15 protein-coding genes are annotated in these 14,095 nt (G+C 66.2%); 3 read left to right on the forward strand and 12 right to left on the reverse strand.

All coding sequences use genetic code 11. The features are described 5' to 3' along the window. Positions 1 to 223: 223 nt before the first annotated feature. From CFB24_RS04455 to meaB, 8 genes are all read right to left on the reverse strand, one after another. Positions 224 to 535 carry a DUF3240 family protein gene (locus CFB24_RS04455; RefSeq protein WP_088519319.1) on the reverse strand — a complete coding sequence of 104 codons (312 nt, stop codon included), beginning with the start codon at positions 533 to 535 and terminating at the stop codon, positions 224 to 226. Next, positions 511 to 3,615 (reverse strand): efflux RND transporter permease subunit, encoded by a 3,105-nt coding sequence (locus tag CFB24_RS04460; protein ID WP_088519320.1) that lies wholly within the window; start codon positions 3,613 to 3,615, stop codon positions 511 to 513. The genes CFB24_RS04455 and CFB24_RS04460 overlap by 25 nt, the downstream gene beginning before the upstream one ends. Beyond that, on the reverse strand, positions 3,596 to 4,699 hold the full coding sequence (locus CFB24_RS04465; protein WP_088519321.1) for an efflux RND transporter periplasmic adaptor subunit: 1,104 nt from the start codon (positions 4,697 to 4,699) through the stop codon (positions 3,596 to 3,598). The genes CFB24_RS04460 and CFB24_RS04465 overlap by 20 nt, the downstream gene beginning before the upstream one ends. 142 nt (positions 4,700 to 4,841) lie before the next feature. Further along, positions 4,842 to 5,096, reverse strand: coding sequence for a helix-turn-helix domain-containing protein (locus tag CFB24_RS04470; RefSeq protein WP_158255196.1), 255 nt, complete (start codon positions 5,094 to 5,096; stop codon positions 4,842 to 4,844). A 131-nt stretch (positions 5,097 to 5,227) separates the two neighbouring features. Continuing rightward, a complete protein-coding gene (locus CFB24_RS04475) occupies positions 5,228 to 5,734 on the reverse strand; it encodes a copper chaperone PCu(A)C (RefSeq protein ID WP_088519323.1) in 507 nt (168 codons plus the stop codon). Between the two features lie 9 nt (positions 5,735 to 5,743). Further along, entirely contained in the window at positions 5,744 to 6,430 is a 687-nt protein-coding gene (locus CFB24_RS04480; RefSeq protein ID WP_088519324.1) for a TerC family protein, read from the reverse strand. Positions 6,431 to 6,455: 25 nt separating this feature from the next. Next, entirely contained in the window at positions 6,456 to 7,034 is a 579-nt protein-coding gene (locus CFB24_RS04485; protein ID WP_088519325.1) for a pyroglutamyl-peptidase I family protein, read from the reverse strand. Next, on the reverse strand, positions 7,031 to 8,023 hold the full coding sequence (gene meaB / locus CFB24_RS04490; protein WP_088519533.1) for a methylmalonyl Co-A mutase-associated GTPase MeaB: 993 nt from the start codon (positions 8,021 to 8,023) through the stop codon (positions 7,031 to 7,033). Before meaB ends, CFB24_RS04485 begins: the two co-directional genes overlap by 4 nt. Positions 8,024 to 8,264: 241 nt before the next feature. Here meaB and CFB24_RS04495 point away from each other — a divergent pair, with 241 nt between their 5' ends. Next, complete coding sequence (locus CFB24_RS04495) at positions 8,265 to 8,627, forward strand: hypothetical protein (protein WP_141098349.1); 363 nt, start codon at positions 8,265 to 8,267, stop codon at positions 8,625 to 8,627. Positions 8,628 to 8,687: 60 nt separating this feature from the next. Here CFB24_RS04495 and CFB24_RS04500 read toward each other — a convergent pair whose 3' ends face one another. After that, positions 8,688 to 9,308: an outer membrane protein gene (locus CFB24_RS04500; protein WP_158255197.1), complete on the reverse strand. Its 621-nt coding sequence runs from the start codon at positions 9,306 to 9,308 to the stop codon at positions 8,688 to 8,690. A 442-nt stretch (positions 9,309 to 9,750) separates the two neighbouring features. Here CFB24_RS04500 and CFB24_RS04505 point away from each other — a divergent pair, with 442 nt between their 5' ends. Continuing rightward, on the forward strand, positions 9,751 to 10,002 hold the full coding sequence (locus CFB24_RS04505; RefSeq protein ID WP_088519328.1) for a hypothetical protein: 252 nt from the start codon (positions 9,751 to 9,753) through the stop codon (positions 10,000 to 10,002). A 120-nt stretch (positions 10,003 to 10,122) separates the two neighbouring features. Here CFB24_RS04505 and CFB24_RS04510 read toward each other — a convergent pair whose 3' ends face one another. After that, entirely contained in the window at positions 10,123 to 10,461 is a 339-nt protein-coding gene (locus CFB24_RS04510; protein WP_088519329.1) for an H-NS histone family protein, read from the reverse strand. Positions 10,462 to 10,789: 328 nt separating this feature from the next. Between CFB24_RS04510 and CFB24_RS04515 the strand changes: the two genes are divergently transcribed. Beyond that, positions 10,790 to 11,176, forward strand: a complete 387-nt coding sequence (locus CFB24_RS04515) for an H-NS histone family protein (protein ID WP_088519330.1) — start codon at positions 10,790 to 10,792, stop codon at positions 11,174 to 11,176. A gap of 28 nt (positions 11,177 to 11,204) precedes the next feature. On the opposite strand, the gene CFB24_RS04520 is transcribed toward CFB24_RS04515, so the two are convergent. Further along, positions 11,205 to 12,659 carry an exopolysaccharide biosynthesis polyprenyl glycosylphosphotransferase gene (locus CFB24_RS04520; RefSeq protein ID WP_088519534.1) on the reverse strand — a complete coding sequence of 485 codons (1,455 nt, stop codon included), beginning with the start codon at positions 12,657 to 12,659 and terminating at the stop codon, positions 11,205 to 11,207. Between the two features lie 126 nt (positions 12,660 to 12,785). Beyond that, on the reverse strand, positions 12,786 to 14,042 hold the full coding sequence (locus CFB24_RS04525) for a polysaccharide biosynthesis/export family protein (protein ID WP_244593172.1): 1,257 nt from the start codon (positions 14,040 to 14,042) through the stop codon (positions 12,786 to 12,788). Positions 14,043 to 14,095: the final 53 nt, after the last annotated feature.

A 14,095-nucleotide genomic window follows, 5' to 3' on the forward strand; every position in this document is an offset into this window, starting at 1 on the left:
CCGCGCGCAATTGACTCGCGTTCATCCTGGGCAGGCCGCCTTCGATCGCAAACGCCGGAGAACCGGCGACCGCAACAATGGCCAGGGACGAAAGGAGCAGCAACTTATGCATCGTGTGTTTTTCCGTCGGCGCGCCATGCGCCGCTGGAATGTGGTACGTCGCGCCACCTGTCGAAAAACTGTCAAATGCAATAATTTCAGTCTCGGCGCGGCGCCGCGCGGCTCACTTGTGCAGACCGAAGCGCTCCACCGGCTCGGTCCAGTACACAAGGTGCGGAATGGCGCAATCGCGCCGCAGATCGGCGAGCAGGCCCTCAAGCCGCGCGCGGTCGATCACCATCATCAGAATGGCGCGTTCGATCCGGCCGCGCACTTGTTCGCGCGGCGAACTCTCCTCAAAACCGCCGCCATGGCCCTCGGCGCGCCAGCTGACGAAGCCGGGCGTCGGCGGCTCCGCGTCGAGCAGAAATTCGATCACCCGGTCCTCGGCTGCGACGGGATAAACCAGGGTCAGTTTGCAGAGGTCTCGATCCATTGGGCGTCCCGGTTGCGCAGCTTGGCCGGCGCGCCGCCGAATCGCCGGAACGTGATCGGCAACAGCGCGAGGGTGAGCAAAGTGGAGGTGATCAGGCCGCCGATCACCACGACGGCGAGCGGCTTCTGGATCTCGGAACCCGGCCCGTCCGCGAACAGCAGCGGCACGAGGCCCAGCGCCGCGATGCTCGCCGTCATCAGCACCGGACGCAGCCGTCGCACGGCGCCGTCGAACACGGCGACCTCCAGCGAGGCGCCCAGCGCCAGCAGCTGGTTGAAGCGGCTCACCAGCACGAGGCCGTTGAGCACGGCGACGCCGAGCAAGGCGATGAAGCCGACGGAGGCCGGCACCGAAAGATATTCGCCGGAGATCCACAGCGCGATCATGCCGCCGACCAGCGCGAACGGCACGTTGGCGAGCACCAGCAGCGCATGTTTCACCGAGCCGAGCGTCGCGAACAACACGATGAAGATCAGCCCGAGCGCGATGGGAATGACCAGCGCCAGCCGCGCCGCCGCGCGCTGCTGGTTTTCGAACTGGCCGCCCCAGACGAGGCGGTAGCCGGGCGGCAGCGGGACGCGCGCCGCCACCGCCTGCTTGGCGTCCTCGACGAAGCCGACGAGATCGCGGCCGCTGACATAGGCCTGCACGAGGCTGAAGCGGGAGCCGTCCTCGCGGTCGATCTTCACCGCGCCGGCGGCGCGCGTGAGCTGCGCGACATCGCCGGCGCGCGCCAGCCCGCCGTCGCCGGCCGCGATCTGCATCTGCGCGAAAAGTTCTGGCGATTCCCGCACCTCCAGCGGGCCGCGCACCAGCACCGGCGTGCGGCGGTCGCCTTCGAGCACGATCCCGGCCGGCGCGCCTTCGAGCAGCGCGCGCAATTCGTCCTGCACGCGGCTCACCGACAGGCCGGCGCGGCCAAGCGCCAGCGTGTCGAGCTTGATCTGCAGATAGTCCACGGCGCCGGCGGCCGGCGTCGCCACTTCGGCGGCGCCCCGCACCTGCGACAGCGTCGCCTTGATGCGGCCGGCGAGGTCGGACAGGGTGGCGAGGTCGGGGCCGAAAATCTTGATCGCCAGATCGCCGCGCGATCCCGTGAGCATTTCCGACGTGCGCATTTCGATGGGCTGCGTGAAGGCGAATTCGACGCCGGGGAAGCCGGCCATCGCCGCGCGCAACTGATCGAGCAGCCAATCCTTGTCGCGCACGCGCCACTGGTCCTTGGGCTTCAGCACCAGAAAATTGTCGGCCTCGTTCAGCCCCATCGGATCGAGCCCGAGTTCGTCGGCGCCGGCGCGGGTGATGATGCGCTCGACCTCGGGAATTTTCGCCCGCAGCGCCGTCTGGATGGCGCGGTCCAGTTCCGCGCTATGCGCGAGATTGATCGACGGCAGCTTGGTCGTCTGCATGATGATCGAGCCCTCGTCCATGGTCGGCATAAAAGTCTTGCCGACCGAGACATAGGCGCAAGCCGCCGCCAGCAATCCGGCGCCCGCCGCCAGCATCACCGGCTGCGGACGTTTGAGGGAAAAGCCGAGCGCGCGGCGGTAGGCCGGCGTGAGCAGGCGCATCAGCCAGGGTTCGCGATGGCCGGCGCTTTTCAGCAGCAGCGAGGACAGCACGGGAATCAGCGTCAGCGACAGGGCCAGCGAGCCGCCCAGCGCGAACACGATGGCGAGCGCCACCGGCGCGAACATCTTGCCTTCGAGGCCTTGCAGCGACAGCAGCGGCAGGAAGACGAGGCAGATGATGAAAATGCCCGAGGCGACCGGCGTCGCCACCTCCGCCGCCGATTGATAAATCAGATGCAGCCGCGGCGTCGCCCCCTTGCCGGAACCGAGGCGTTCGACATTGTTCTCGACCACGACGACGGCGGCGTCGACGATCAGGCCAATGGCGATGGCGAGACCGCCCAGGCTCATCAGATTGGCCGACATGCCGAAGGCCGACATCGCCAGAAACGTCGTCAGCGCCGCCATCGGCAGGGTGACGGCGACGACGACGGCCGCACGGAGATCGCCGAGGAACAGCAGCAGCAGCAGCACGACGAGAATCGTCGCCTCGATCAGCGCCTTCTTCACCGTGCCGACGGCGCCCCCGATCAGGTCGGCGCGATCGTAGAACACGCTGACCGAGACGCCCGGCGGAAAGCTCGATTTCAGTTGGTCCAGCCGGTCGCGCACCGCCTTGACGACGGCGCTGGCGTCGGCGCCGCGCAGCGCGATCACCAGGCCCTGCGCCGTCTCCTCGCCGTCGCGCGTCACCGCGCCATAGCGCGTCAGGGAGCCGACGCCCACCGTCGCGACGTCGGCGATGCGCAGCACGCGGCCCTTGTCCATTTTCAGCACGATCTGTTCGAGATCGCGCGGCGTCTGGATCGCGCCTTCCGCGCGCACCACCAGCGCCTTTTCGCCATCGCTCAACCGGCCCGCCCCGTCATTGCGGTTGTTGGCGGAAATGGCGGCGACGAGATCGGAGACGCTGAGGCCGGCGGCGGCGAGCAGGCGCGCGTCCGGGGCGACCTCGAAGGCGCGCACGAAGCCGCCGAGCGTGTTGACGTCGGCGACGCCGGGAATGGCGCGCAAAGCCGGACGGATGGTCCAGTCCAGCAGGGTGCGGCGCGCCTCCAGCGAGACGCCCTCGCCCTCGACGGTGAACATGAACACGTCCGACAGCGGCGTCGAGATCGGCGCGAGGCCGCCCGTCACATTGGCGGGCAGATCGGCGCGCGCGGAGGCCAGCCGCTCCGCCACCTGCTGGCGCGCCCAGTAAATGTCGGTTCCGTCCTCAAAATCCACGGTGAGATCGGCCAGCGCATATTTCGCCGAGGCGCGCAGCACGGTCTTGTTCGGAATGCCGAGCAGCTCCATTTCGAGCGGCGCGACCACCCGGCTCTCGACCTCCGCCGGCGTCATGCCCGGCGCCTTCAGAATGATTTTGACCTGCGCCTGCGCGATATTGGGAAAGGCGTCGATCGGAATGCGCAGGAACGCGGCGGCGCCGGCCGCGGCCAACAGCGCGGCGGCCAGCAGCGCGAACAGCCGTTGCGACAGCGAGAATTCAATGAGCCGGCATAGCATAGTCGCTCCCGGACATCAGGTTTTCCAGTTGCGACAGGCCGTGGGTGGCGAGCTTCTGGCCGGGCTTCAGGCTTTCGGATTGCACCGTGGCGACATCGGCGGCCCGACCCTTGACGGCGATGCGCACCGGCAGGAACCCGTCGCCCGTTCGCACGAAAACATGCGGACTCTGGCCGATCCAGGAGATGGCTTCGGCCGAAATCTCGAACTCCCCGGCCGTCGCCGGGCGGACGACCGCGATGGTCGTCGCCTGCCCGGTCATGTGGTCGCGGGACGAGGGAATTTCGGCCAGCAAGGTGGTCGAGCGCGTGACCGGATCAAGCGAGATGCCGACGGAAATCACCCGCCCGGAATCGCCATTGGGCAGTTCGACCCGGTCGCCGACCGCGACCTTCTCGGCCATCGGGCCGGGCAATTGCGCCTGCACCCAGACCTGATCGCCGGTGTCGACAAGCACCGCCGCCTCCATCGCCTGCAACGCCGCGCCGGGCGTCGGGCGGACCTCGACCACGCGGCCGTCCTTCGGGGCGGTAAGGCTGTACCCGCCGTCCGGATTGCGCCGGATCGCCCCCATCGTCAGCAGGCGCCGGGTTTCCTCGGCCAGGGCGCGGACTTTCTCGACCTGCGCTTCGGCTTCGGCCACCCGGTTGGCCATCACGAGATCCTTGTGGAACAATTCGCGCTGGCGCTGCGCCAACACCTCCGCCGCCTGGAGATCGGCCTCGGCCTGTCTCAGCCGCACCAAGGTCTCCGACAAGTCGCGGCTCGCCAGGGTGACGAGCGGGTCGCCCTGGCGAACGGCCTGTCCGGGCAGCACATGCAGTTTCACCACCGTGCCGGCGAAGGGCGCGGCGACCGCGACGCGGGCGTTGATCGGCGAAACGATCGTCGCCGGCAGCGACGCGACAATGCTCCGGGACGCCAGGTGAATTTCCTCGGGGCGGGCGTCGAACTGCTCCATTTGCTCGGGCGGGACGCGCAATTCCGTCCCGACCGTCTGCGCCGCCACGGCGCCGCCGCACCCTGGCAAGCCGATCAGGACGGCGGAAAGCCAGCTGCGCGTGGATGCGTGCGCGTATGTCATGACGACTCCGGTCAACGAAAAACTCGTGGCCCGGTTATGTCGCGCGTCGCCTGTCAAGCCGCTGTCAGACCCTGCGCCTCGCGCAGTTTAAGCGTTCACGCCAATTCCCGCCGGCGCGGGACGGCGCCGCCGCGCGGCGCCCTCACTCGGCGGCGAGCAGGCGAACGGGTTCGGCCGGCTCCATCGCGCCGGTCCAGGGTTCGAAGAAATAGCCGACCTGCACGTCCAGCACGCGGCAAAGGGTCAGCATCGACCGCGGGTCGATCCGCGCCTCCCCCGCCTCGAATGCGGCGAGCCGCTGCTCCGTCGCGCCGATCCGATCGGCCAGCGCCGCCTTGTCCAAGCCGGCCGCGATGCGCCGGATGCTGAGACGCGATCCGATAACGCTGTCAATCATACAGGTTTTAAACATGCCCGACCCATGACGTTAGGTTGAAATAATTACGCGCGTAACGCATGGGTTGTAAGGCGCAAATCGTTAACGGATCGTAAAGGGCCCTCCTGCTCGCGGCGCGGCGGATTCGACCGCTATCGCGCGGCCGGCTTCGACGGGTCCGGCCCCTGCGCGCCAAAACCTTCGACCTGCAAATCGGCGCCGACATCGCCCGCCTTGGCGAAATGCAGCGTCACATGCACGGTTTCGCCGGGCAGAAACGCCGATTTCAGGCCAACGAGCATCAAATGGTAGCCGCCGGGCTTGAGGACCAATTGCTTGCCGGGCTTGATCTCGACGCCCTTGGGAACGGCGCGCATGATCATGACGCCGCCTTCCTCGCGGGACTGATGCAACTCGACGCGCTCGGCCCGGTCGGACGCGGCGCTGATAAAAGTGTCGGCGGCGCCGCCCTGGTTATCGATGGTCAGATAGCCGGCGCCGACGCTGGCGCCGCGCACCGTGGCGCGGGTCCAGGCGGCGGAAATCTGAATCGCGCTTGCCCCCTGACCGGCGCCGGCGGTCTCGCCGGCCGCGACCGCCGGAGCGGCGGCCAAAGCCAGAATAGCTGATCCGAAAACGATTTTGCGCAGGCGCGACATGGCGGACTCCTAGGGTTCTTCTTCCGGCAAACGCTTGAAATTGTGACGACGAAGATAAAGAAAGACAATCAGCAGCGCCAACGCGGCGCCGAGCGGGGGCGCGAAATCGCCCAGCAAATCCGCCGGCATGGGCGAGACCGCCAGCAGCGCGTCGGCGGATGCGGACCGCCCGGCCAGCCAGCCCAGCAAGGCCGCGCCGGCCCAGATCAACGGCGGCTGACGCAGCAGGCCGACAAAGGGCGCGGCGCCCAGGGCGATCATCGGCAGCGCCAGCGCGAAGCCCAGCGCCGCCAGCGGGCGATGCCCCTGCGCCGCCGCCTGCGCCGCCAGCATATTGACGAAGGCCGCCGGCGCATCGCGCGCCGCCACCGCCAGCAACAGGCCCGGCAGGGCGCGCGGCCGCGTCACGCCCGATGGAGGCGCCTCGCCGCGCCGGGCGGACAGCCAGGCCGCGAAAACCAGCGCCGCCGCGCAAAACAGCCCGTATCCCGGCAGAGGCGCGCAGGCCAGCGCGGCCAGCAGAAACGCCGCGCGCGAAAGCATCAGCAGCACGCCGCCAAGATTGACGGCGAGACGACGCGAGTGCGGCAGGGCGCGGGTCGCCACGGCGAGATCGGTCGCGCCGTCGCCCGCCAACATCAGGTCGAGCCAAACGATCTCGACAGCTGCGATGGTCAGCGCCAGATTGCCATCCATGTCCCGCCCCCGTTTCGACTCGAAATTACGCCAAGACGAGCGCCTTGGCCACGCTTTCGAGCGCGGGCGACGCCGCCGTCAGCGCCGCGCCGCGCCAGTCCGGCAGATGCAGGAAAACGGCGCGGCGATCCATCAACAGCGAAAGATAATAGGCCTCGTTGCAGAGATAGGCCCCGGCGTCGCGCGAAACCTGCGTCGCGACGCCGCAGGCGCGGGCCTTGGCCGCCAGCAGCGCCGCCGGCGCCGGGGTCACGAAATCATCCGGCGCGCCATGAACGATGGCGCGGCTCCAGGGGATTTGCCGCGCGGCGTCCGGGCGCAGCAAGGTGACGCGATTGCGCGCCCGCGTCTCGACGCAAAGCGCGCGGCGCCGCGCCGCCACGCCCAGCAGCAGCACCGCATCCGGCGCGGTCTCCGCGAACAGACGCGACAGCCGGGGCGACAATTCCGCGTGCTCGGACGGCAGGATGGCGCAATGCAGCGCAATGTCGGACAGCGCGAAGGCGGCGCGACGCCGCGCCAAAGCGGCGACCGCCTGTTGCGCCGGATTGATCCGCTGGCCGGGAAAGGCGCCGAAGCCCGCGACCAGCAGCGCGCGGCTCATATCCCCAGCAGGGCCGCCAGGTCCTCGACGGCGAGCGTGGGCGACAGCGCGCCCTCGGCGACGCGCCGCTCCAGTTCGGGCAGCCGCGCCTTCACCTGCGGGTCGCGGCGCAGCCGGCCGTAAATGCGGTCCTCCAGCATGGTCCACATCCATTTCACCTGTTGCGCGCGGCGCTTTTGCGCGAATTCGCCCGAGGCCTCGAAGCGGCGGCGGTGCTCGACCACCTGCCCCCACATCTCATTGAGACCGATATTGTCGAGGCCGGAAACCAGCACCACCGGCGGCGACCAGTTGTGCGACGCCGGCTGCATGATGTGCAGCGCCGCGCGATATTCGCCCGCCGCCGCAACCGCCCGGTTGCGCCCCTCGCCTTCCGACTTGTTGACGGCGATCATGTCGGCGATCTCCAGAACGCCCTTCTTGATTCCCTGCAGCTCGTCGCCGGCGCCGGGCAGCATCAGCACCAGGAAAAAATCGGTCATGTCGGCCACCGTCGTCTCTGACTGGCCGATGCCCACGGTCTCCACGATCACCACGTCGAACCCCGCCGCCTCGCACAGCAGCATGGTCTCGCGGGTCTTGGCCGCGACGCCGCCGAGCGTGCCGGACGAGGGCGAGGGCCGGATAAACGCGTTGCGCTCCGGCGACAGCTTCGCCATGCGGGTCTTGTCGCCGAGAATCGAACCGCCAGTGCGGGTCGAGGACGGATCGACCGCCAAAACCGCCACCTTGTGACCGGCCTGCACCAAATTGTGGCCGAGCGTGTCGATGGTGGTGGACTTGCCCACGCCGGGCACGCCGGTGACGCCGACGCGCATCGCCCTGCCCGTATGCGGCAGCAGCGCTTGCACCAGTTGTCGCGCGGCGACCTGGTGGTCGGGCCGGACGCTTTCGACCAAAGTGATGGCGCGCGCCAGCGCGGCGCGGTCGCCGCCACGCAGGTTTTCGGCCAAGGCGGAAATGTCGATCGGGCGGGATTGAGCGTTCATGGCGCGCTTATAAGCGCGGCGCAAAAAGGAAGGAAGCGCGACTTAAGACTTCGCTGAGCATGATCGGGCGCGAGGAAAATAGCTATTGACGCCGCCGCAAAGATCCTTACGAATTGTCGCGCGACATTTTGTGCGGTGCGGCGAAACGCCGCTGTTTTCCGCGCATGTCTGCTTTGCCTAAATTTCGCAGGTCATATCTCCCGGTTTTCTTTAGACAAAAGTCTAACCGATGGAGAAGCCCATGCGCCGCGTCATCCTTACGACCATGCTCGCTCTCGCAGCCCTTCCCGCCTTGGCGGGTTCGCAATTCAAGCATGCCATTGTCGGTTCCGAGCCGGCCCTGCTCTGCCCGACCCGGACCCTGATCCTGAACTACCAGCTCAACCGGCTCAACGATCCCGTCCGCGCCGAAGCCTCGCGCGTGCATTGCGCGCAGATGCCGGCGGGAACCAAGGTCGCGCTGATCTACCAATACGGCGACGAACTCGCCGGCGCCCACATGGTGCAGGTCCGCCCGCTCAACAAGCCCGACGCCAAGATCGGCTACTCGCTGACCAGCGCCTTCTCGATCGCGCAGGAAGTCGCGCGCGCCGAGGCCGAATAAGCAACATCTCTTGAAGCGCCGTCGCGGCCTCGCGGCGGCGCCTCGTCGCGTCGCGCCGGCTTACGGCAGCGCGCCCGGCTGCGGAACCAGCGGCGGCCCGAATGTAGCGCCGTGAACCTGCACGGCGTTGAATTCCGCGCCAATGCGCAGGTGCTCGTTGACTTCGTAATTGAAGCCGGCGCCAACCTTGGTGACGGTGGCCGAATGGCCGCCCAGCCCGAACGTATTGCCGGCGCTGTCGAGCCCCTGCCAGCCGCGCCCGTTGGTCGCGGCGCTGAGCGTGCCGACGCCGACGGTGACATAGGGCATGAAGCGGCCCATGTCATAGCCGACCTTCAAATCCGCCATGCCGAAATTATAGCCTTTTGGCCCGAACCGGCTGAACGAGGGCGTGTAGCCGATCGCGGCGCCGACGCCGACTACGACATTATTGTCGAGCTCCTTGAGATAGCCGATGTGCAGGTCGCCGCCGAAGCCGCCGCGGCCATGCCGGCCGCCCGAACCGGCGAAGACCTCCGTGCCCATGGTGAGTCCCTCCCACGGACGCGCCGCGTCGTCGTCGCGCTGAGTCCAGGGAGACTTGAGCGACAGCGACCCGTCATTAGCGAAGAAAGGCGGCGCGTCCTGCGCCTGGGCGGGCGCGGTCAGGACGAGCAGAGCAAGCGGCGCGGCGAATCTCATGCGGAGCCTCGACAATTTCAGGCCGAGTCTATTCGCCGAACATTCGGGCGGCAACAAGGCTCGGCGCGTCCACAACCTTACGCAAGGTTCCGCGATGCGCACCGCCATTAAGCTAATATTTTCCTGGGGGCTTTGCTGCCAAAGCTCGAACTCATCGCAGACATGACCTTGAGGTTCCCTCTAATTTGCCAAGCTTATTTCGCGCTTTCCCCGTGGAAAGGGCGCGCTTTATTCTACGTAGTTTCAGCGGAAATACCGATTTTTTGCCGACTTGTTTGCCATGCGAGCATATGCAATCCTCCGGTTGTGCGCCATTCAGCATGGCTTCCGGTCTGTTTTTCAGCCAAATGGAAACATTCGGCCGCCGAGTCGCGTTCCGGCGCATTGGCGAGAAAACGCTCCGTAAGCCTTCGAGTTTGTGTAGAACAACTGGGGGAATTCGATGGAGAACGCCGACCACTCCGGCCAAACTCTGGTTAATTATCTCTGCCAATCCTTGGCGTTGATAAAGAATGTCAACGATCAACTTTGCCAGCCGAGCAAAACCGACGCGACTCCCGCCGACCTCGTCTCGCGGATCAAGCTCTGCAATATTCTGTTATGGGAAATTTCGGGGATTCGCGGGCGTCTCGCGCGGGATCTCAGCCTGCGCGCTTCGCCGCTGACGCCGGAGGGGCGCGCCTCCCGCCATTAATCGCGGCCCTCGCCGTCGATTCCCCGAGTCGCATCGAACTTTTGGCTTCGCGCATCTCCCGTCGCCCGTCTGGGGCTTCCTTCAAGACGAGATGCGCGAAAGCCGCTAGAAATCAGCGCCTTATGTTTCAGGCTCGGAACCAATCTTGAAAGTTTCCAGCCTGGCCCCGCCCTCAAGCGCCTTGACCAGCCATTTCGGCCGCTTTCCCCGCCCCGACCAGGTTTCTTCAGGCGCGAGCGGATTGCGGTATTTCGGCGCAACCTTCGGATATTTGCGCACGAGATGAGACGGCGCCTCCTCCGCGAAAGCCACCCCGATTTCAGGCCCCACAAGCTGCGCCAGCCTTTTTTCCAGCTCGTGTTTCTCCGCGACGATCTTGATCGCCAGCACTCTGGAAAGCTCTTCGTACAAGCGCCAAAGCTGTTCGAAGTCCATCTCGTCAATCTCGGAAGTGCGCATTCGACTCTCGCGCATGAATTGCGTGGATTTCGCGCCATCGCCGTCGGCGCGATCGACTGGACCACCCCCGCCCCGAAGGCGTGCGATCATACCTTTAAGACGCTATTTTAATATGGTTTTAAATAAATGCACCAATATAATTAAAACCAAGCACGCTCTTGACTCCCATTTTTTCGCGTGGCGCAAAAATATTTTTATTTAACAAACCACGAAAAAAGATGGCGAAACCGAGCGGACGCCGTTAAAAGTGAAGCCGTCGCTTGTTTAAACGACCCAAAAGAACCACTTTAGGTAGAAACACGAAAAATAGGAAAGCCACGAGGGAAAGATGGCGGCAGGCAATTTCGACCTCTCCTCCATGTCCGTGGACGAACTCTGGTCGCTCCACGAAGAAATCAGCACGCTCCTGTCCACGCGCATCCTGCAGGAGAAGCGCGAACTCGAAAAACGTCTCGCCATCCTGAACCGCAGCGGCGAAACCGTCCGCGAGTCCGTGGCGTCGCGGCCCGTCGCCGGCAAGCCGCGCCGGGCCTATCCCGAAGTGCTGCCGCGCTATCGCAATCCGGCGACCTCGGAAACCTGGTCCGGACGCGGCAAGAAACCACGCTGGATGGCGGCGGCGCTCGCCGCCGGCCATGAGATGGACGAGTTTCTCATCACCGACCCGCACGGCCCCGCCACCCGCCCCGACACGCCCAAGGCCGCGCGACGCTAGGCCCGCGAAGCCGTTTTCGGACGACGCGTCAGAACGCATTGCGCGCGCGCGCCACTTCGATCGGGGTTTGCAGCAGGATCGCCAGATCGAGCCGCAAGCTCCAGTTGTCGATATACCACAGGTCATATTCAACGCGCCGCTCGATCGCGGCCAGCGTGGGGGTGGGCCCGCGACAGCCGTGGATCTGCGCCCAGCCTGTCAGCCCCGGCTTGACGCGGCGGCGGCTGGCGTAATTGCGCACGACCTTGTCAAACTGACTTTCATGCGCCAGCGCGTGCGGGCGCGGACCAACCAGGCTCATGCTGCCGTCGAGCACGTTCAGCAATTGCGGCAACTCGTCGATGCTGGTGCGCCGCAGCCATTTGCCGATGCGCGTCACGCGCTTGTCCGCCGGCAGCGCCTGGACGACATTGGCGCCGTCCTCCAGCACGCGCATGGTCCGGAATTTGCGGATCGTAAAACCCTTGCCGTTGAAACCGCAGCGTTTTTGCCGGAACAGCACCGGCCCCGGCGTTTCCAGACGGACCGCCGCCGCGGCGAGCGCGAGCACCGGAGACAGCAGCAGCAGCGCCAATCCCGCCCCGACCATGTCGAGCGTTCGCTTGGCCGCATGCTCCAGACGCGTTTGCGGCCCGCGCTGAAATTCGACGCACATATCGCCGCCCAGTTCGCGATTGGGGTGCCGGAACACCTCCGCCGCCGCGCCGACCGGCGCGAAATTGACGTGCGACGGCAGCACCCGCAAATCGCCGGCCAGCGCGCGCAGTTCGGTCCATCGGCTGATGTCGGCTTCGATGAAAATCTCGTCGATGTCCGAACCGCTGACGAAGGCGATCACCGAAGCGCCCAGGCGTTTGCGAAAGCTGAAGCCCGCCCCGGGCGGCGGCAAGGCGAAGCGCCGGGCCACGACAAAGCCCAAAGTGGCGAGCCTGTGCTCCAGGCCGCCGCCCGCCTTGGGCTGGTCCGTGATCAGGACGATCTTGCGACCGGCGAATTTGCGGCCGCTCAGCCCCTTGACCAGAATGCGCTTGAGCAGAACGCGCAGGAGGATCAACGCGCCGAACCCCGTCGGCGCCAGCAGGCTGGCGCTGCGCAACACCGCGTGGCCCATGTCGAGCGCGCCCACCGCCGCCGCGAGCAGAACGAACACCTGCGCCCAGGCGAACGCGACCGCGCGGACCTGGTTGCGCAGGGCGAGCAATTCAACGGGACGATAGAGGCCGCGCATTTTCAGCAGGCACACGAACAGCGTCGCCACCACAATGGCCGCGCCCACCGCCTTGGCCGGATCGGGACTGCCCGCCAGCGCGCCCGACAGCACGCAGGAGAGAAGGATCGCCGCGATATCCGCCAGAACAGCCAGGGGCTCGATCGCCTGATAGCGAATCGGCCAGCGTTTCCGGCTGGCGTCGGCGTGTTCGACGGCCGGCGCCAGCGGATCGACCGTGCGCCCCGTGGCCATGTTTCGATCGACAGCGTTCATGCGCCCCACCCATCCGAGTTGCGACGGGCCACTTGATCAAATCGGCGCCAAAAAAACAAGATTTAAATTATCAATTAAATGAGAGCGTATTTAATTTATCGTCCGGCGACGGCCCGCCTCGCCCGGTCAGGGCGTGGCGCCGGTGGTCGCGATCGGGGTCGGCGTGGTGATGATCGTGGTCGCGCCGCCTCGGGCCGCCGCATTCAGCGCATAGCCGTTGGTGGCGTAAATGACGGGATCGTTGACGGTCGCCAGCACCGTGCGCACGAAGGACAGGAACTTGGAGGCCTCGACCGCCTGCGCGTTGGAGCTGTAGATCACGTCCTTATTGCGCATCGGGAATCGCTGCGCGAGAAAATAGCCGGAGGGATCGCGCAGATTAAGCTGATAAATGACGGGAATCACCGGCCCGTCGAATTTCTCGACCTCCGCCCCGAGCTGGCGGGCGACCTCGCGCGGCTCGCCGCGATAGAGGAAGACGGCGGCCGGATCGGCCAGCGAGTCGTTCAATCCGCCCTGTTTCGCCAGCGCCTCCGCCAGCGACACGCGCCAGGCCTCGAACTTGAATTGCCCCTGCCCGCCCGCCGCGCCGAAAGCCAGGAAGGTCTGCGGCTGGCTGTAAAGAAAAACGACGTCGTTGGGCTGCAGATAAATGTTGTTGGCCGGCTCGTCCATCAGCGCGCCAAACGGCGCGCTGACTCGGCGTCCGTTGCGTTCGAGCGCAACCCAGAGGTCGTACCCCTGGCTGCCGGGACCGCCGGCGCGGGCAATGCCGTCGAGCACGCGCTCGCCGGACGGCTGGGCGGGAAAACGACCGGCGGCGCGCACATCGCCGAGCACGCTGTAGAGCCCGGTGCGCTGTTCAGCGAGCGCCACCACCACCTGCGGCTCAAGCGCGCGCGCCTTCAGACGCTCGGTGATGTCGGTTTGAATCTCGGACGGCGTGCGGCCGGCGGCGCGGATTTCGCCGCCGTAGGGCACGGTGATATTGCCTTTTTCATCCACCGCCTGATTCGGCACCGTGATGAAATTGCCGGCGCGCACGCCGGCGTTGGACGTGAACAGGCCGCCGGCGGCGGCTTCGAAAATGGTGACGCTGACAATATCGCCTTTTCCGAAACGGAACGCCTTGGGCGGCGTGCGGGTCATGAAGGCGCCCGACAGTCTGGGAATGTGACGCTCGAGCACGTCCACCACGGCCGGCGTCACAGGGACGAGCGCATAGGGCAGCGCCCTAGCTTGCACGCTTTGCGGATCGGCGGCGACATCAATCGACTGAGGACCGCTGACCGGCATCATCGTGCAGGCGGAACAGGAAGCCATCAGGGCGGCGGCGACGAGTCTGGCGGTTTTCTGCGAGGAGGAAATCAGAACAGCCCCCAATTATCAAAATTGTTTTTTGACGTTGCCATTGCGGGGAGAATTAGGCCAGCAAA

Source organism: Rhodoblastus acidophilus (assembly GCF_900187365.1).
Classification (GTDB): domain Bacteria; phylum Pseudomonadota; class Alphaproteobacteria; order Rhizobiales; family Beijerinckiaceae; genus Rhodoblastus; species Rhodoblastus acidophilus.